Annotated in this window: 16 protein-coding genes and 1 pseudogene; 9 read left to right on the top strand and 8 right to left on the bottom strand. The window is 36.7% G+C overall.

Translation table 11 applies throughout. The annotated features are described in order from the left end of the window. Positions 1-14: 14 nt before the first annotated feature. The 9 genes from N4627_RS05120 (at position 15) to N4627_RS05080 (ending at position 10,053) form a co-directional block, all read left to right on the top strand. Complete coding sequence (locus N4627_RS05120) at positions 15-1,259, top strand: O-antigen polymerase (RefSeq protein WP_098045277.1); 1,245 nt, start codon at positions 15-17, stop codon at positions 1,257-1,259. Next, on the top strand, positions 1,252-2,130 hold the full coding sequence (locus N4627_RS05115) for a glycosyltransferase family 2 protein (protein ID WP_098045278.1): 879 nt from the start codon (positions 1,252-1,254) through the stop codon (positions 2,128-2,130). Before N4627_RS05120 ends, N4627_RS05115 begins: the two co-directional genes overlap by 8 nt. Next, positions 2,127-2,855 (top strand): glycosyltransferase family 32 protein, encoded by a 729-nt coding sequence (locus tag N4627_RS05110; RefSeq protein ID WP_098045279.1) that lies wholly within the window; start codon positions 2,127-2,129, stop codon positions 2,853-2,855. Before N4627_RS05115 ends, N4627_RS05110 begins: the two co-directional genes overlap by 4 nt. Continuing rightward, positions 2,828-3,817, top strand: a complete 990-nt coding sequence (locus N4627_RS05105; protein ID WP_098045280.1) for a glycosyltransferase family 2 protein — start codon at positions 2,828-2,830, stop codon at positions 3,815-3,817. The genes N4627_RS05110 and N4627_RS05105 overlap by 28 nt, the downstream gene beginning before the upstream one ends. 10 nt (positions 3,818-3,827) lie before the next feature. Beyond that, positions 3,828-4,916, top strand: coding sequence for a polysaccharide pyruvyl transferase family protein (locus N4627_RS05100; RefSeq protein ID WP_260964006.1), 1,089 nt, complete (start codon positions 3,828-3,830; stop codon positions 4,914-4,916). Next, positions 4,909-6,303, top strand: coding sequence for a lipopolysaccharide biosynthesis protein (locus N4627_RS05095; RefSeq protein ID WP_158227471.1), 1,395 nt, complete (start codon positions 4,909-4,911; stop codon positions 6,301-6,303). The genes N4627_RS05100 and N4627_RS05095 overlap by 8 nt, the downstream gene beginning before the upstream one ends. Positions 6,304-6,420: 117 nt before the next feature. Further along, a complete protein-coding gene (locus N4627_RS05090) occupies positions 6,421-7,554 on the top strand; it encodes a THUMP domain-containing class I SAM-dependent RNA methyltransferase (protein ID WP_260964003.1) in 1,134 nt (377 codons plus the stop codon). Between the two features lie 187 nt (positions 7,555-7,741). Beyond that, the gene (locus N4627_RS05085) at positions 7,742-9,541 is read left to right on the top strand and encodes a KxYKxGKxW signal peptide domain-containing protein (RefSeq protein WP_260964002.1); all 1,800 of its coding nucleotides are present in this window, start codon (positions 7,742-7,744) and stop codon (positions 9,539-9,541) included. A 164-nt stretch (positions 9,542-9,705) separates the two neighbouring features. Continuing rightward, the gene (locus N4627_RS05080; RefSeq protein ID WP_098045284.1) at positions 9,706-10,053 is read left to right on the top strand and encodes a hypothetical protein; all 348 of its coding nucleotides are present in this window, start codon (positions 9,706-9,708) and stop codon (positions 10,051-10,053) included. Between the two features lie 60 nt (positions 10,054-10,113). Here N4627_RS05080 and N4627_RS05075 read toward each other — a convergent pair. The 8 genes and pseudogenes from N4627_RS05075 to N4627_RS05040 form a co-directional block, all read right to left on the bottom strand. Then, positions 10,114-11,382: pseudogene (locus N4627_RS05075) on the bottom strand (glycosyltransferase). Between the two features lie 229 nt (positions 11,383-11,611). Then, positions 11,612-11,884 (bottom strand): LPXTG cell wall anchor domain-containing protein, encoded by a 273-nt coding sequence (locus N4627_RS05070; protein WP_260963999.1) that lies wholly within the window; start codon positions 11,882-11,884, stop codon positions 11,612-11,614. Next, positions 11,868-12,134 carry a hypothetical protein gene (locus tag N4627_RS05065; protein ID WP_260963997.1) on the bottom strand — a complete coding sequence of 89 codons (267 nt, stop codon included), beginning with the start codon at positions 12,132-12,134 and terminating at the stop codon, positions 11,868-11,870. The genes N4627_RS05070 and N4627_RS05065 overlap by 17 nt, the downstream gene beginning before the upstream one ends. Before the next feature lie 117 nt (positions 12,135-12,251). After that, a complete protein-coding gene (locus N4627_RS05060) occupies positions 12,252-13,619 on the bottom strand; it encodes a KxYKxGKxW signal peptide domain-containing protein (RefSeq protein ID WP_260963994.1) in 1,368 nt (455 codons plus the stop codon). A gap of 99 nt (positions 13,620-13,718) precedes the next feature. Next, positions 13,719-14,834, bottom strand: a complete 1,116-nt coding sequence (locus N4627_RS05055) for a tyrosine-type recombinase/integrase (protein ID WP_260963993.1) — start codon at positions 14,832-14,834, stop codon at positions 13,719-13,721. A gap of 197 nt (positions 14,835-15,031) precedes the next feature. Further along, entirely contained in the window at positions 15,032-16,021 is a 990-nt protein-coding gene (gene dapF / locus N4627_RS05050) for a diaminopimelate epimerase (protein ID WP_098045060.1), read from the bottom strand. Between the two features lie 10 nt (positions 16,022-16,031). Next, positions 16,032-17,396: an aspartate kinase gene (locus tag N4627_RS05045; protein WP_040531245.1), complete on the bottom strand. Its 1,365-nt coding sequence runs from the start codon at positions 17,394-17,396 to the stop codon at positions 16,032-16,034. Positions 17,397-17,823: 427 nt separating this feature from the next. After that, on the bottom strand, positions 17,824-19,131 hold the full coding sequence (locus N4627_RS05040) for an NCS2 family permease (RefSeq protein WP_390893926.1): 1,308 nt from the start codon (positions 19,129-19,131) through the stop codon (positions 17,824-17,826). Positions 19,132-19,150: the final 19 nt, after the last annotated feature.

The following is a 19,150-nucleotide window of genomic DNA, read 5'->3' as shown; positions in this document are numbered from 1 at the left end:
TACGGAGAATATTTATGATATTAATAATTGCTTTTGTTTTAGTTTTCCTGTTATTTGCACTATCAGTAGCAGGAGTCAAATTTAACCTTACCAATCCACTGTCTTTATTATGGGGAACCTGGTTATTTTCACTTGGAATTTGTGTAACTAATATTTTTTCTGTATATCCTAGCTTGTCAAGAAAATGTTATCTTTTTATCTTTTCTTTTTTAATCGTAACTAGCTTAGCGTTTGCAATTGGTAAAGCAATGCCGATTAATTTTACACCTATTAGGTATAGTTATTCACGGTTATTGTATTCGTTTAATATCTTATTTGTGGTAGTTATTCTTGCTTATGCAGTTACGATAATTAAATTAGGATTACCACCATTATTTAGCGGTAGTGTGAGATCTCAATATTACCTTTCAAATGGTGGAGAATTACTATACTTACTAATTTATCCCTGCTTTTTCCTAGGATTATTTATTCTTTATAATTACAGGAAACATCATTTAAATAAATATATTTATATACAATTGTTAATTTTGTTATTTGTTGTTTTTACACGGGGAAATAAAATGACAATTTTTGCAATAATGCTAATGCTTTGCTTTTATTGGGGTGAGCAAATAAGTCTATCAAAACTTATTACTCTTTTATTAGTGGTAGTTGCTATTTTTCTAATTGTTTCGATTACCTATAAGAAAAATATCCAAAATCTAAATGCATTAAAAATTGCCAGAATAAATATTACAGGATTTAGGCTCCCTAGTAATTATTATTTTTTATATGATCCGCTTATCTATATGTCATCTAATATAGATAATTTAAACTCTCTAGTAAATTCAAGACTTAGTGGTATAGGACTAGGTACTTTAAGCTTTAAGGGGATCTATCAAATTATTGCTGTTCTTAATCCTTCAGTGAGTGATTTATCAAAGCAAGCATTAATTAATGCGAACGCTTCTTTAATTGTTCCTCAATTTAGTACCTATTCTGGATTAGGCTTATTATATTATGATTTTGGTCCACTAATAGCGCTAGAAACATTCATGTTGATCGGATTTGTTAGTGGTGTTTTATATAATAAAAATTCAATAAATTTAACATTGATGTTTTTTTCTTTTACCTTATTCCAAACGTTGGCACTGAGCTTTTTCTCGTTCTATTTAGGAAATCTTGAAGTAATAACAAATATCGTTTTTATGTTTCTTATTGATTTATATTCACGAAATGAAGAAATCAATGCTGATTTATTAGGAGGCTATTATGAATAATACTTTTGTGATAGTAACGTGGAATAATCAGAAGCAAATTATTCCGTTAATTAAATCTATTGAAAAATATGAACCAGAATCAAAAATGATTATTATTGATAATAACTCTTCTGATAAAACTCAGGAAATGATATTAAAATACAATTCTCCCCAGACAAAATTGCTATCGCTTAATTCCAATGTGGGCTTTGCTAAAGCTAATAACATTGGGGTAAAAAAAGCCATGACTAAATATGTGACTTTCATTAATCCTGATTGTGTTTTAGTAAGCCCTTTAGTAAGTTATTTAGAAAATGAATATCATGCTGATACCGGTTTAATCGGTGTCAAAATACTGAATCATGATGGTAGTTTACAACCATCAATTTTTAAATTTCAACGGCCATTATCAATTATTGTAGAGCAGTTCAATCTGGGAAAAATAATGCCTCAAAAATTGAGAGTCATCTTATCTCCCGAGAACTCCCGACATGATAAGAAGATCCAAGTTGACTGGTTAATCGGTGCATTCTTTTTTACGAGTTTAGATAAATTTAATGCTGTTGGTGGCTTTAGTGAAGATTATTTTCTTTACGCAGAAGATATGGATTTGTGTTATAAGTACCATCTAAAAAATTACAAAGTTGTTTTTGATCCTTCAAAACAGATAATACATATTGGTGGAACCTCAGAACATCAAACAGGTCATTCAAAGAGTATTAAATTATTAAATTCGTTTTGTATTTTTGCCAGGAAATTTAATCTGTCAGGAAATATCAAAGCTCTTTACTATTCTTATTTTATTAAGGGAAAAATTTTTAGATTTGTAGATAGAAAGCGTTCATCAAGATACAGAAAAAATGTTGCTTTTCTGAAGGAGAATTTAAAATGATCCCGAAAAGAATAATATATTGCTGGTTTGGAAAACAGAAATTGCCCAAAGAATTCCAGAAATATAAAGAATCATGGGTAAAATATAATCCAGATTTTGAGATTTTAGAAATTAACGAAACCAATTTTGATATTAACCAGTTTTCTTTCGTTCAAGAAGCATATTCATTAAATAAAATGGCATTTGTAAGTGACGTTGCACGTATATGGGCAGTTAATAGATACGGCGGAGTCTACCTTGATACTGATGTTGAAGTAAGGAAGCCTTTAACAAGTCTCTTGAATTACCGACAATTCTGGGCTAAGGAAGACGTTGGACAAGTAAATAGTGGATTGATCTTTGGCTCTGAAAAGAATGATCCAATACTAAAAGAAATCCTTGATAACTATTCAAAGTTAAAATTTAACGTGAATAAATTGAATACCAATTCAACTGTTCATGTTGTTTCTAACGTTCTCCAAAAGTATGGATTAAAAAATGACAAAAAGAATAACTTATTAGGGGAGAATAGGATCGCCTTTTCTCCTCGCCTTTTTGCCCCGCTTCACTATTGGGGTGGCGGTAAAATAAGACAAGAGAGCATTACGGTTCATCATTACCAAAAAAATCCTTCATGGACAAAGAAGCATAATGGTTCGCTTTATTATCTAATTCATGAATTAATGTATTTAATTCCAATTCTTGGAGTGTATGTAAGATGGTCAAAGAAAAAGATATTTCACTAGTGATTCCTACCTACAATTCTGAAAAAACAATACTACAAACAATTGCTGCAGCAAAAAAATTTCTTACTGATCACAGTTATGAAATCATCATTGTAGATGACGGTTCTTCCGATAATACAGTTGATGTTATTAATGGCATTGATGATAATCTCCGAATCCTGGCATTATCACACCATGGGGTATGCTATGCAAGAAATATTGGTATCCATCAAGCAAAAGGAAAGTATGTTATGTTTTGTGATGCGGATGATCAATTGATTGGTAGTCTGCCACAATTTAATTATGACGAAGATGTTATTAGTTTTTCGAAACGATGCACCTTCAAAAATATGGTATGTGAATCTAAAGAGGGAAAATATTGTTTAATTGCCAGTATGTTTGATTTTGGCTCTGACAAACCCAATTTCCCGGCCTTTTATGGTGGTAGTGTTTCAAAGCTATTTAAGCGTTCCTATCTTATTACTAATGAATTACTTTTTGATGAGCATTTGACTAATTCAGAAGACGTTTTATTTAATGCACAAGCAATTCTATTAGCTCATAAAATCAGAATTATTCAACAAGGAATTTATCTTTATCAAGGACGTTCTTCTTCAGTTACTCATAGCTTTGATCCCAAGTTATTAGATAATCATATTTATTTCATTAAACAGATCCAATCTTTATTGAAAGAAAATCAAGTGTTGATTTCTAAGATTGCAAGTTTATATTTATATCAATTGATTTATCGTTATTTTGCTTTGATAAAGAATCCCCGCCTTGGTTATCAGAAATGGTGCAATTCAATTAATGAACTGTCCATTAAACCAAAATGGAATGAGAAGTTAAATCGGCCAATAGAGCGGCTTACTATTAAGTTGGTTAATACAAGCGGAATTAGTTCGGCGGTCATTTTTGCACGAATATATAATTATCTGAAGCAGCGTCTAAAAAAAGGAAAAACAACCACTGAAATTTTATAGGAGACAATTAATGAATATTCTTACTTCCGGTTATTGGAATTCAAATTTAGGTGATGATTTATTTCTTAAAATTCTAAGTGAGCGCTATCCTTCGCATAATTTTTTTATTATTTCTGGCTCGAAGGCTTTCCAAAGTTTTAATGGTATCCCTAATATTAAGAAGGTTAGAATTCCATTCAGAATAAAATTAAAGAACAAGCTATATCAAAAATTGGATATAAGCACCGAGAAATTATTATCAAAATTTGAAATTGGTATTCTTAACCAATTTGACTTGTATTGTGAACTTGGTGGTTCATTATTTATTCTTCCTCAAGAAGGAATCGGAACTAAGTATTGGTTGCGAAACAAAATCGTATTATCTGGACTTCCGTATTTTGTTATTGGCAGTAATTTTGGCCCTTACTTTTCTGAAGGGCAAGTTCAAAAATATCATGAACTTTTTGCTAAGATGACAGGAATATCATTACGTGATCGTAACTCCTACAAACTGTTTTCCGATCTACCGAATGTTGATTATGCTCCTGATCTAGTGTTTAATCTCAATGTTAAAGAACCGCCAGTTTTGGGTAAGTATACTTTAATATCTATCATTAATCCTGAATCGCGCTTTGATCATGAAACAAGTGAAAAGTACTATCAATTAATTGCCAATATTATTACAGATTTACTTAATAAGCAGGAACAAGTAGTTTTAATGTCTTTCTGCGAGGCCGAAGGTGATTTAATTGCGGCTAAGAAAATTAAAAAAATGTTTAACAATATCTCACAGATCGAAGTTTTTAATCATACAAATATTAACGAATCACTGAAAAAAATAAATGGTGCCGATAAAATTATTGCTACACGCTACCATTCGATGATCTTGGGATGGTTGATGGGGAAGCCAACCTTCGTTCTTAGTTATAGTAAGAAAATTAACAACGTGATTAGTGATCTTTTCCCAGCACAACCATTTATTAATATCAGCCAGATTGATTTAGATAATTTTAAGCTTAGTTTTGCAGTTAATAATCAGATTGACAGTATTGTTCAAGAGGCACAACAACAATTTAAATTTTTAGATCGCTTTTTCGAATATGGTGAGACTAATGAATAAATACAAAAGATTAATGGGAAATTCTGTAATTTTTGCTATTGGTAATCTTGGTAGTAAATTAATGCAGTTTATAATGATTCCATTATATTCATATACGTTAACTACTAGCGAATACGGTAAAGTAGACTTTTTAACTACAGTAATCAGTTTAATTTTGCCGATCCTTTCGGTAGATATTTTCGATGCGGTATTTCGGTATGCTCTTGATAAAACTGATAATAATAAGGTAACTTTTAATACAAGCATCTTATTTTCATTAGCAATTACCGTTATTTCTTTTATAATTGCAATATTGCTTCAATTATCAATTCATACATACCCAATTATGTACGCTGAATATGTGTTAGTTGCTTCATTATTCTTCTCTTTAATTTCAAATTACGCTAGAGCGGTTAATAAAATTAAAGAGTTTGCAATTGCAGGAATAATTAATAGTATTGCAATGGGATTGCTAAACTTTGCCCTATTATATTTTCTTAATTGGAAGATGGATGGTTACCTCCTATCCATGGGCAGCGGGATGTTATTTGCAGTTATTTATATTATGTTTGCCTGCCATTTTTGGAATGAGTTAGATTTTAGAAGCTATAGTTGGCAAAAATTAAAAGTAATGCTGAAATATAGTACCCCGCTTGTTCCTAATTTACTTGCATGGTGGTTAAACTCTGCATCAGATAGAATGTTTATTCTACTATTTATTGGCGCAAGTGCTAATGGTATTTATGCGATGGCAAGTAAGATTCCCAATATACTAAGTACATTAATGACTATTTTTCTTCAATCTTGGCAAATATCAGTTGTAGAAGAATATGATAGTGAACACGGTAAAAGGTTTATAACAAACGTATTTCAGGTATTTACAACTGCAGTCTTTGTAATTGCAATTGGAATTTTAACTTTTTTAAAACCAATTTTTCATTTATTAGTTAGCCCAGCTTACTTTATCGGATGGCAGGTGGCGCCATTTCTATTGCTATCTATTATTTATAGTAATGCTGCTAGTTTCTTGGGGACAATTTATACAGCAACTAAAAAGACGGTACCGATCATGTACACGACTGTTATTGGAGCAATTGTAAATATTGTTTTGAGCATAGTTATAATTCCGTTTATTGGCATTTATGGAGCAGCTATAGCAAATATTTTCTCATTTGCTTTAGTAAGTTTTTTCCGATTTAAGGATATTATTAAAGCCAATAAAATATCAATTAAGTTAGGTCAATTTATTCTTTTACATATTCTATTTATAATAGTTCTCCTTGCAAATTTCCTGTCTAAGAATAATATTTTGCCAATATCATCAGGATTAATTTCTCTTTTGATAATCGCTGTTATTGATCCTAATTTTAAAAGAGTGATTAGTATTATTAAGTCTAAAATTAGCTAGCTATTCATTGGATAAAATTATCTGTTTAAGAGAAGGGACCTTATATTAACTGGGTTCCTTTTTCTTAATGAATTAAATATAATAGAAAGTAAGCATTAATTTTAAGGAGTTCTTACCTTGCAAGAATATCAACTAATAGCCACCGCTGCTTCTGGAATTGAAGCACTGGTTGGTAAAGAATTACGAAATCTTGGTTACGATACCCGAGTAGAAAACGGTCGAGTACGTTATATTGGGACAATTAAAGATATTTTAAATACAAACATTTGGCTACGAACAGCCGATCGGGTCAAAATTATTGTTGGCGAATTTGAAGCCAAAACATTTGAAGAACTTTTTGACCGAACCGAAGCCTTGCCTTGGGAAAGCTTACTACCAGTTGATGCCCAATTCCCGGTAGAAGGTAAGAGCCATCATTCGCAATTACATAACGTTCCTTCAGTCCAAGCGATTGTTAAGAAGGCGATTGTTCGTCGATTGAGTGACGTTTATCACCGTCGAACACGTCTTCCGGAAACTGGCGCTCTCTACCCGTTAGAAGTAGCTATTAATAAGGATCATGTAATGTTAACGCTTGATACTACTGGTGATAGTTTATTTAAGCGTGGCTACCGAAAAGCAAAAGGTGGTGCACCATTAAAGGAAAATATGGCAGCTGCCCTTGTAATGCTCGCTCACTGGTTTCCTGACAACCCATTTGTCGATCCAGTATGTGGTTCGGGAACTATTCCAATTGAAGCAGCACTATATGGTCACAACATTGCCCCAGGGATCAATCGTTCCTTTGTTTGTGAACAGTGGACTAACTTGGTCCCAGACGGTTTAGCTGATGACGTTCGTGATGAGGCAGATAGTAAAGCAGATTATGATGTTGAATTGGATATTCATGGTTATGATATTGATCAGAATATGATTGATATTGCTCAAGAGAACTGTCGAGCAGCTGGGCTAACCCACGACATCACTTTCAAACAATTAGCAGTTAAGGATTGGCATACTGATAAGATCAACGGTGTTATTGTTGCTAACCCTCCTTATGGTGAACGGCTCAGTGATAAAGAAACTGTCCATGAGCTTTATCGGCAAATGGGAAAAATTTACCGACCAATGACAACCTGGAGTAAGTATATCTTAACGGCAGACCTAGAATTTGAAAAATACTATGGTGCCCCAGCAACCAAGAAGCGAAAACTCTACAACGGTGCATTAAGAACCGATCTTTTCCAATATTGGGGAAAGAAAAAGCGGTAAATTAGTAAAATAATCCTTCCAGGGGGACTTTAGGGGGATTATTTTCGACAAATTTTTAAGCAAATAGCTTACGTTACTTGATTAAATAGTAATTGATAATATTGAGCTAATTCCCCCTAGGATCACCTACAAACAGCTATATATCAATAAATCCTCTCTTTGTCTATTCAAAGGGAGGATTATTATTATGGAAAACCGTAATAATGCTTTACATTACAAGATGTACAAGTCTGGTAAGAGCATCGTTTATTCTGGACTTGCTACTACTGCCGCTTTGGCAGGTTTAGTATTAGCTAACACTAATGCTACTGCTGTTCACGCTGATACTGTTGCTCCAGCTTCAGCTGCCATTACTTCAAATATTGCTAGTTCTGCTGTTACTTCAGACGCTGTTTCTGACGCAAACTCAACTGTTGCTAGTGCTAACACAGCTAATTACAGCGCAATTGCTTTAAACTCTGCTGCTGTTAAGAGTGATGCAGATATTACTGCACCTACTTCAAGTACAACAACTGAATCAAAGGCTGCTACTTCAGAAGCTGCTCAATTAACCAGCCAAGCTAAGGGAATTACTGATAACACTGCTACTGCTTCACAAAACTTAAGTAATGTACAAACAACGTTAACTAGTGCGTCTGCTAATGCTAAGAGTGCCGCAACTGCTTACGAAGCTGCTAAGAGTGCTGCAGACGCCGCTTCCAAGAACGCTAACAAGGCTGCTGAAGATTACACTACTGCTAAACAAGCCGCTACTGATGCACAATCTGCTGCTATGGCCGCTCAAAAGAAAGCAAATGAGGCGGGACAAAGTTTTAATACAGCTTCTGATGCCTTAGTTGCTGCTAAGAAGGCTGCTACTGATGCACAATCTGCCGCTAATGCTGCTGGCGAAAAGCTTAAAGTAGCTAAGAATACTTTAGCTAATGCTAACAAAGCTTTAAATGATGCTCATGAAGCCAATGTTGCTGCTATTAAGAGTTACAATGATGCTAAGAGTGCGCTAGAAAAAGCTGAACAGCTTGTTAAGGGTGCTCAAGGTGCAGCCGACCAAGCAAAGAATAATGTAACTGCTGCTCATAACGGCTTGGAAAATGCTAAGAGTGCTGCTAGTGCATATACTGAAGCTCAAAATAACGCTAATAATGCAGGGGCAAAGCTTGAAGATGCAAATTCTGCTCTTGCTAGTGCAAATACAGCTTTAAATGCTGCCCACGAAGCAAACGTTAATGCTATTAACAATTACAACGCTGCATCAAATGCTGCTTCAAGTGCACAAACTGTATTTGATAACGCAAGTAATGAAGAATCTAATGCTAAGACTAGTTTGACCAGTGCGCAAAACGACCCACTCTACCAATACAAGAATGCAGCTGATAGTGCTAATACTGATAGTGCGTCTGCCGCCAAGGCCTTCAACGCTTACATGGATGCTAAGCAGGAAAACATCAATAATCCAAGTGAGTGGAATGATGAACAGGAACAATCTGCTTATAGCGCATATTCTCAAGCAAGTAAGAAGGCTACTGATTCTAAGAATGCACGTGAAGAAATTTTCAACAATGCTAACCAAAACTTAAAGGATGCTCAAGCAAACGTTGAGGCTGCCCAAAAGGTTGTTAACGAAGCTGCTGCTAACGCTGCTAAGGCTTCACAACTTCTTGAACAAGCAAATAACTTGCTTAAGAACATTGATTGGAACCAAAATGCTAACAACGGTTCAGATAACAATAACAGTGGTTCAAACAGTACTAACGGTGATAACATCATTACTAACAATGATGGTTCAAATGTAAATAATAGTAGTAGCCATGCTGTTAACAATGGTTTAGTTCCTGAAAAGGTTGCTGTTAAGAACAGTAATAACAATGATACTAAGGCTGCTGCATTGCCACAAACTGGTAACGAAAATGCTTCCGCTGTTGTAGCATTAGGTGCTGTTTCTGCAATGTTTGGTCTTGGCCTTGCTGCTAAGAAGCGTGAATTCTAATTACCTCCTCCCAAGATAACTAGAACTGACTTTACTTTTTCGCACTAATAAGGAAAAGCCTCGAGCACTGAATTCTCTGCTTGAGGCTTTTCTTATGCTTGTATACAAATAGTAAAGTTGGGATATAATTATTTAGATAGCACTAATATTTAGGAGTAAGATATATGGAGCGTAATTTACAAGAGATCATTAATTCATCAAAAAGAATTATGGAAAATTCTAAAAATGAATTGGCAAGAATCGATAACGATCCCCATCCAAATAAGGAGTTGCGAAAGGTTATTGAAGGCAACTATAATACTGCTAAGCAGACTTTAGAGATTGCTGATAGTATAACTAGCCACCCAGTAGTCCCTTCAGCTTCTAAACCATCTAGTCATCAACCAGCTGTTAAAGACAGTTACCAAGAAGAGCATGTCAAAGTTTCATTTACTTCAACCAAACCAGCTAATGATGAAGATAAACCGATGACACGTGCTGAATATCGCAAAACATTAAAGAAAAACAAATAATCGTTTTTAAAAATGGTATATCATCACAGGATTAATCGATGATGATATGCCATTTTTTACTTAACGTTCCACATGAGTCCATTTGCTGTGGCCCTTTTCCAACAAGATTTCCTTGAAATTAGCTATACAACGTACTAAACAAATAAAATCAACAATGTTAATGATATATAAAAATAGGTATGTAAATGGAGAGACTAGGGTCAATTCTAATTTAATTTTTGTAGAGATGTTTTCAACAATAATCGTGTCGATCGTAAAGATAAAATAGATAATCAAAATAGAAAATATGATTGAAAAATCTAAGTGAGTAAGAATAATAATAGACATCCAAATTAAAATAAATGGTTCTATCAGAAGTAAAAATTCTTCGAAAAAAACTTTAGGTAATTTCCACCAACTTAAGGTGATGCTGTAAATATTAACTTCCTTGTTAAAAATTAATTTATGGTGTTTGATGAGTGCTCTAAACCGTCCAAATTTCCACCGATACCTTTGCCTAATAAGTTGTCTAAAATTATGAACCGCTGGTGTGGATACAACACAATCGAAAGCGTAACAAAATTTATATGATGTATTACCAAACTTCCTTAAGAGTTTCATTGTTAAATCAATATCTTCCGTGACGGTATCGTAAAGGTTTACTGCCTCCATAATAGTACGCCGGAAAGTAGATCCTATCCCACCAATAATATACTCTAAATTAAGCACTTGTTCTGATGATTTTAGCTGGTAACCAACTAAATACTTTATATACTGAACCAGTTCAATCAGATTGAGAGCCCGTTTTATTCTTACATTTGCTGCAACCGCAACAACATTCGTGCTTTGGAAGTGTTTAACCATGTTAGCTAAAAAATTTGGCCTTAGCTCAGAATCAGCATCCAAGACAGTTATCAATTCACCCTTAGCATAATTTTTAATTCCATTATTTAATGCAATGCTTTTTCCACTATTTGGTTAATTAACAATTATAAACCGTTCTTTATAAGGAATACTATCTTCAAATAACTGATCAATAGAATTACTAGAATATACTTTTTTGTCAATACTATCCAAAATAGCTTTAGTAGCATCATCAGAACCATCATTAACAACTATTATTTGTCGATTTAGGTATGTTTGCTTCAGTGCAGAAGAGACACAGGCCATAATCGTTTTTTCCTCGTTATATGCTGGTATTATTACTGATACTAATGGTGCATATTTTTCTTTATTTGCTTTTGTAAGATAGATGATTTGATGGATATTTGCTAGTAATAAACCTAAAATTATTCGAATAGCTGAAAAACCACCCAAGATAATGATTACTAATGATATGATTACACTCACTTCTTTCGGTTCTTAATAAACCATAAAACTAATATTGAAATTACCAGTAATGTGATAAGGATCGTTAGGACAACGGCTAATATAGAAATCAAGATTAACTGTATTTTCATTTTTTGATAATTTAATAAGGGATTATAAAAGAAAAGCCCCAGGCAATAAATGCTTGAGGCTCTCTCTTATTAGTACGAACAAATAAAGTTAGTTCTAGTTATCTTCTAAAAGGAGGTAATTAGAATTCACGCTTCTTAGCAGCAAGGCCAAGACCAAACATTGCAGAAACGGCACCCAATGCTACAACAGCGGAAGCATTTTCGTTACCAGTTTGTGGCAATGACTTGGAATCGTTAGCAGTAGCAGCTGAACTAGCACCCTTAGTTGATGCCTTAACAACATCAAGTGATTGTGCAACAAAATGGGCATCGTAAGCAGCCTTAGTTACTTGCTTGCCGTTTAGGTAGTACTTATCGTCCTTTACACCAGTGAAGTCAAGAAGCAACACCATTCTTGTCAGGAGTGGTAGTTTCAGTCTTGTCACTGCCTTCACTTGGCTTAGTGGTGTCGCCAGGCTTGGTAGTGTCATCTGGCTTAGTTGGTTGATCAGGTTCAGGAGTTGGAGTTTCACCCTTCATTGAAGCTAACTTAGCTTGTGCAGCAGCTAATTGGTTTTGGTAAGCCTTCAAGGTTTGAAGTGCTTCATCATAAGCAGCCTTGAGAGGAGCAACCTTTTCAGCTGAAGCGGCAGCATTCTTCATGTTAGCCTTTGCATCATTGAACTTTTGAACGATTGCCTTGTCAGTGTTAATTTCGTTTACAAATTCTGCGTAACGAGCACTGTCCTTAACTTGGTTAGTCCAGTAGTCAACTTGTTCTTATTGTTGCTTTTGTGCCTTTTGAGCACCAGTAAGCTTAGCTTGAGCAGCTACTAATTGGCCATTGATAGTACCAACTAAGCCATTAGCATTATCAACTAATCGCTTATTAAGATCTGTAGGATTCTTAGCATAGTTAGCCTTAGCTTCTTCAAGAGTCTTATTTGCTTCATCAAACTTAGTTTGGAAGAACTTGACATTGCTTTCAAATGTTGGAAGTTCTGAGTTAGTGTGATCAAGCTTAGTTTGTGCTTCCTTAGCCCATTCTTCAGCTTGGCTAAGCTTAGTACCATCAGCAGTTGGTAATGCCTTCATTCCAGCTTCATCACGGGAAATTTGGGCAGCAGCGCTTGATGCAGCATCGCTTAAGCTTTGGTAAACAGGGTCATCAGTACCGTATGGTAAGTTATTAGCCTTCCGAGCAGCGGTCCAGGCGTCAAACTTAGCATTGGCGATATCACCAGCATCCTTTGTAGCCTGAACAGCATCCTTGTAAGCTTGTTCAGCTTCTTGAGCAGCCTTCTTTAATGCTGGAAGTTGATCCATAATTGCCTTAGCTTCGTTTAAGGAAATGCCATCTTTTTCTGAATTAAGAATGCTATCAGCAGCCTTAACTTGCTTCCGAGCAGAAGCAATTGCATTTTGAACAGTTTGCATGTTGTTCCATGCTAGACTCTTTTGAGCATTTAATGCCTTCATTTCATTGCTGTCAGACTTAAGGCCAGCCTTTTCAGCAGCAACAACAGCATCAGATGCTTGGTTCCAAGCGTTAACAACAGAATCACTTTGAGCTTGTGCTTCATCCAAGTTAGCTTGTGCATTGCTCTTAGCGTTCATTGCTCTATTGTAGTCTGATTGACCACTTTGGTTCCACCAAGCTGTAAGGTCAGCAGTATTAACACCACTTACAACAGCAGCTGAATCTGAAGCAGCATTAGCAGCCTTATGTGCAACAGCTTGTGCATGACGTGCAGCATAGTAGTCACTATTAGCAGCACTGTAAGCAGAAGCCGCAGAAGCAACAGCAGCTGAATTGGAGTTCAAGTTAGTTGCTGATTGAAGTGCATCACTAGCGGCATTAACAACATTTTGTTGTTGTGCAACATTAGCACTAGCAGAGTTAACAACAGCTTCTTGACTAGCAATTTCTGCTGAAGTAGCAGCAGATGAGTTAGCAACAGCAGAACTAGCAACATTTGAAGTAATGGCAGCTGAAGCTGGAGCAGCAGTATCAGCGTGAACAGCAGTAGCATTAGTGTTAGCTAATACTAACCCTGCCAAAGCGGCAGTAGTAGCAAGTCCAGCATAAACGATGCTCTTACCAGACTTGTACATCTTGTAATGTAAAGCATTATTACGGTTTTCCATAATAGTAATCCTCCCTTTGAATAAACAAAGAGAGGGTAAGATCCTAATAGCTCTAGGGGCAATTAAGATTAAGATAATAATAGGGGGATAAAAGGGGAGTTAAAGATACTTTAATTTCTGGTCTAACAAGTGTTCAGCTTTTCGTGTCACATGAAGATAGATATTATTAGTAGTTTCAGCATTTTTATGACCAACACGAGCTTGAATAAGGTATAGTGGAACGCCTAATTCTGCCAGTTTAGAAATATGGGTATGGCGGAAAGTATGGAGTGTAAGCTGCTTATGGATATTTAAATCCTTTTTTGCCTGCCTTAACCAAAGATTTAGTACAGTATTTCCGAGGTAATTTCCCCGTTCTGATGAAAAAATAAAGTTAACTTTTTTTGAACGGTATTTACTTTCTTCTTCACAGATTCTTAATGCTCTTTCGGTAAGGGAAACATTCCGCCAGCTGTTAGCTGTTTTAGGGGAAGATTGCCTTTTCCCGTTGACAATTTTCCCGCTAATTATTGCAAATGGTCTTCCCGAACTGTCCGTTTGAATATTTGCAGGGATTAGTGCAGCGGCTTCTCCATAGCGAAGACCGGTTAAATATAGGAATTCACAAAAATGTCCATAATGTGGGGAGCGTTTATACATGTAGTTAAGAACTTCTTCTAACTCGTAATCATCTAAAAATTTTTCTTCAGGTCGTTCTATATATTCAGGGCTTTGATAGTCAATATCAACATAGTTTAGCGGATTTTGTGCTAGGTATTGGTGCTTGATAGCGTATTTGAATAAAGAATTCAATGTTCCCTTAAACTTCCTAATAGTTGAATTATGATAATTTTTAACTTGAATGAGAAAGTCAATGTAATTTGAAAGAAGTGATGGTGAAATTTTTTGAATTAGAGCATCGTTTCCAAAAAATGAAATAATTCCTTTGGTTCGACTTTTATTGTTCTGGAATGTATTAAACTTAACTTTTCTTTTTAATTGTTGTAGCCATTCTATGGTAAGCTCGCCTAATGTTATGTCTGATTTAATGCTTACAATACCATAGTGGCGTAACCGAGAATGAATTTTCTTTGTCAAAACACGATTGGCTTCTTTTCGGGTATGGGTGGTATTACGTGAGAATGTGACACTAACTCGATGAAATTTGTTTGTAAGCGGATCCTTATATTGTTCGACAAATTTAAAACTTTTAGCTGAACGCTTTTCTATCCACATAGTTAAGTTCCTTTCATTTTAAGATTACTTTCTATTGTGGATAGGGAGTAAACAGTTTGTAAAATAAAAAAGAGACGTGACCAAACATCACGTCTCCTTTTTCTAGAACTGTAAAATTACTGGATCCCAGAACTTTTTATAATATCTTTATTATAGTGCCTACTTGATAGTATCGCAAGCCCTAAATGGATAATTATTTAAAATTCTGGTTTATCCAAGTTGTTAATGAATTTAAGATAGTTTTCTTGTTCGCCAGTAGGGACTACTTTAGAATTTTGATCCGTAATTGTTGCACTATGTAAGGACTCTTCAGAAACCGCAATACGATGGGTAAATGTTGCATTACCAATCAGCTCAATCCAGTAACGGTGATTTTCATGATGAAGAATTGTCCGGACCATTCCTCCCGGGTTGAAAACGGTAATCGGCTTACCAAAACTAGCTAATTCAGGATGAATGAGGGCAAATGCTAAGGAAGTAGCAGACATTCCCGTACCACATGCATTTGTAAAGCCCACACCACGTTCATAAGTCTTTACAAAAATCTTATTTGGCCCAAGAATATGACCGAAGTTAACGTTTACCCCATCCGAGAAGTAAGGATTTTCACCATTAAGCCATTCACCCAGCGGTCCCAGTTCCTTGAAGCCATTTTCATCGACAAATGAGATCAAGTGTGGGTTAGGGACAGCAATGCCTGAAAAGCGGTAGCCAGGGAGAAGTTCTGGAACAAGGGTATTTAACAAACGATCATGACCTAAGTGATCATAGGGTAAGGCTTCCTTATTAAAACGAACAGGTGAAATCTCAACGGCAAATGCAGGCACACCAGAAGCTAAGTCGGGTTGCTTCCTGACTCTTAGACTGGCATCCATTGTATCAACCTTAAAATCTTCTAGGTTGTCACGTTCAGCGACATAACGGGCAACGGTTCGCAGTCCATTACCGCACATGGATGCTTCACTGCCGTCAGCGTTAATTACTCGCATTTGAGCGGTGGCTCCTTCACGGACAGGCCGATTAACCACTAAAACACCGTCAGCGCCACCCAGGAGGCCATGCTCCTTGCTAGTAATTTGCTGGGCAAGGGCAACTAACTCATCATCGGTTAATTCTCGTTGGAGTTTGGTTTGGTCCAGAATAAAGAAACAATTCTGAGAACCATGAACTTTTAATAATTCAGTCATAAATTTCCTCCTAGTTAACAAAAAAGCGGTGGTAAATTGCACGAACTGCAGCATCTGCGTCTTGGTTATATGTCCCAATCATAATCGCAATTCGGGAAGCCCCCATGTTAATCATTGGTACAGCGATATGCTTTTCGGCAAGGGGATTCAAGATGTCATTGATAACACCGGTCCGATTACGCATCCCTTCGCCAACTACCATTGTAATTGCGTAGTTATCAATCCATTCTAAACGATCAGGATTGATTTCTTCCTGAATTTCGTTGCAAATAATATCAACTAGCTCATCATCGAGTTCCTTCTTATCAAAAATAATTGTAATATCGTCAATCCCTGAAGGCATGTGTTCGTATGAAACATCATGGCGAGCGAGAATTTCAAGAATGCGTAAAGTGAATCCGGATTCTTTATTCAGTAAGTATTTATGTAAGTATAAGGCCGCAAAGTGCTTTCCGCTAACGACTCCCGTAATAATATCAGTTGGTTGGAAAGAGTGGTCAGGAACAATCAGTGTACCCGGTTTTTCAGGGTTATTAGTATTTTTAACGTTGATTGGAACATTTCCTTGGATTGCTGGAATTAACGCTTCATCATGGAATACAGAGAAACCAGCATAGGAAAGTTCCCGCATTTCGCGATAGGTCATCTTTGCAATTGGTTGAGGATCTTTAACTACATTTGGGTTAGCGGAGTAGATTGCATCAACGTCGGTGAAATTCTCATACATTTCAGCATGTAGTCCCCGTGCAAGAATCGCTCCGGTAATATCAGAACCACCCCGCGAGAAGGTTGCAATATGACCAGCAAGCGTAATTCCGTAAAAACCAGGGAAAACGATAATGTCATGCTTGCTAAAAGAAAAGTTGGCTAATCGTGCATAAGTTTCTGGAATCACAGTAGCATTATTTGGCGTCCCAGCGACCTTTAAGCCCACTTCTTCGGGAGTGACAAACCGGGCAGGATGGCCGAGGCGGTTAAGAACCAATGACATTAACTCGGCATTTAGTCGTTCACCATGAGCCTTAAAAGCGGCCAGCAGGTAATTATTATTAGGGTAATTCCCATTAGGTAAATTAGCGAGTCGCTCAACTAGCGGTTGCATTTGCCCGCTTGGAAGATCAAAATAATCCGCGATTGCTTGGTAGCGATCTAGAATAGTTTTGCGAACGACCATGGCTTCCTGATCGTCATTCTTAATAATTGCATGTGCATATTTAATTAAGAGATCGGTTACCTTAATATCATCCGCATTTCTTTTCCCAGGGGCTGAAGTAACCACTACTCGCCGTTCAGGATCACTCGTAATAATCTTAATTGCGTGTTCATAACTGGCCCCATCAGCTAATGAACTACCACCAAATTTAACTACTTTCATTCTCAATTCTCCTTCTTGCATGAGAACCCCACGCAAACTTTTTAATCGAATTTTAACATTGATTGATAAATATGCAAGAGAAAAATAGAGTGTGAGCCCGTTAAAACCTTCCGGTGGCTAACGATTTCTCCACTGAACGATGATTTATCATCGGAAGTGGAGGTCGTTAGCTCGAGGAAGGTTAGGGCGAACCGATCTTGACTATGTAGCAGTAGAAGAAACTCGGACGAAGCATATTTCGACACAGTTGCATTAGAACGTTAACCCCATAAAGAGATCAAAAAAGACTAGGCTGAAATCAACCTAGTCATAACGTGCTTACCGTGACCGCAACTTCCGCCTAGTGATCTCGTCCTTGATTGTTGCCAATCATCGTCCGAGATTTCCTAGTGCTCAGTTGCTAATCCGTCACGGCTCGCACTTCCTTCTACTTCATATTCGTTATTCCAAAGAACAGAATAAAGATAACGAAGAGGGCGTACATCATTGGGGAGACGTCTTTGTGGTGTTTGGAAGCAATCATGGTGATTGGGTAAGCGATCATTCCAAGGGCTAGGCCATCGGAAATGGAGTAGGTTAATGGCATTCCGACCACAACAAGGAAGGCAGGAAAGGCCACTTCAAAGCGATCCCAATTAATATACTTCAAGTTATTTGCCATTAAGACACCAACAATGATTAATGCTGGTGCGGTGACGGTTGTTGGGATTACTGCTAGCAGGGGGCTAAAGATCATGGAGATCAAGAATAAAATGCCGACAAAGACTGCGGTTAATCCGGTTCGACCACCCATAGCAATTCCGGCACTGGATTCAACGGAAGTTCCTAGTGGCGCGGTACCACAGATTGCCCCTTCAACCATGGCAAGGGAGTCAGAGAGAAAGGCCTTGCCGATCCGGGGAATCTTACCATTCTTATCAACCATTCCGGCTTGCTGAGTCATCCCAATCAGTGTTCCGGCAGTATCGAAGAAGGTAACTAACAGGAAGGTGAGGACAACCATGAATAGTTGTGGTGTATTAATGTCCTTTAAGTGGAAGATGGCGTGACCAAATGTCGGTGCCATACTTGGTGCTGTTGAGACGATACCATGAGGTAGTGGGATTTGACCGATGCACATCCCGAAGATAGCCGTAATGATCATTCCAATAAAGATTGACCCTGGTACTCGGGCAGCCATTAAAATTACGGTTAGGATTAAACCAAATAGGGTTAACCAGACATCGGGGTTACCAAATGAGCCTAGGCCAACTAGGGATGATGAGTTATTCACGATTAATTTCCCGTTTTGCAAACCAATAAAGGCAATGAATAACCCAATTCCGGCAGAGATCGCGTATTTGATGTCTTGTGGAATCGCATCAACCACTTTTTCCCGCAATTTTAAGATTGTAATTAAAATAAACAGAAATGAGGCCACGAGAACACTGGCTAAAGCTGTTTGCCAGTTAATGTGCATTCCGATAACTACATTATAAGTAAAGAAAGCAGCACTACCCAATGTCGGTGCTAAAGCAATTGGGTAGTTGGCAATTAGTCCCATTAAGAAACAACCAATTGCCGTTGCAACTGCGGTAACCGTAAAAGCAGCACCCTTATTAATTCCCGCAGCATGCAGGATGTTTGGGTTAACAAATAGAATATATGACAAACTCACGAAAGTCGTCAGGGCAGCAATTAATTCGCCCTTGACGGTGGTATGAGCATCGCTTAAATGAAAGATCCGTTCTAACACGATCAATTCTCCTCTTCTT

The sequence above is a fragment of the Limosilactobacillus vaginalis genome (genome assembly GCF_025311515.1).
GTDB lineage: Bacteria > Bacillota > Bacilli > Lactobacillales > Lactobacillaceae > Limosilactobacillus > Limosilactobacillus vaginalis.
Note: the sequence above shows the minus strand (reverse complement) of the source record. Positions and strands in the feature narration are given on the sequence as shown.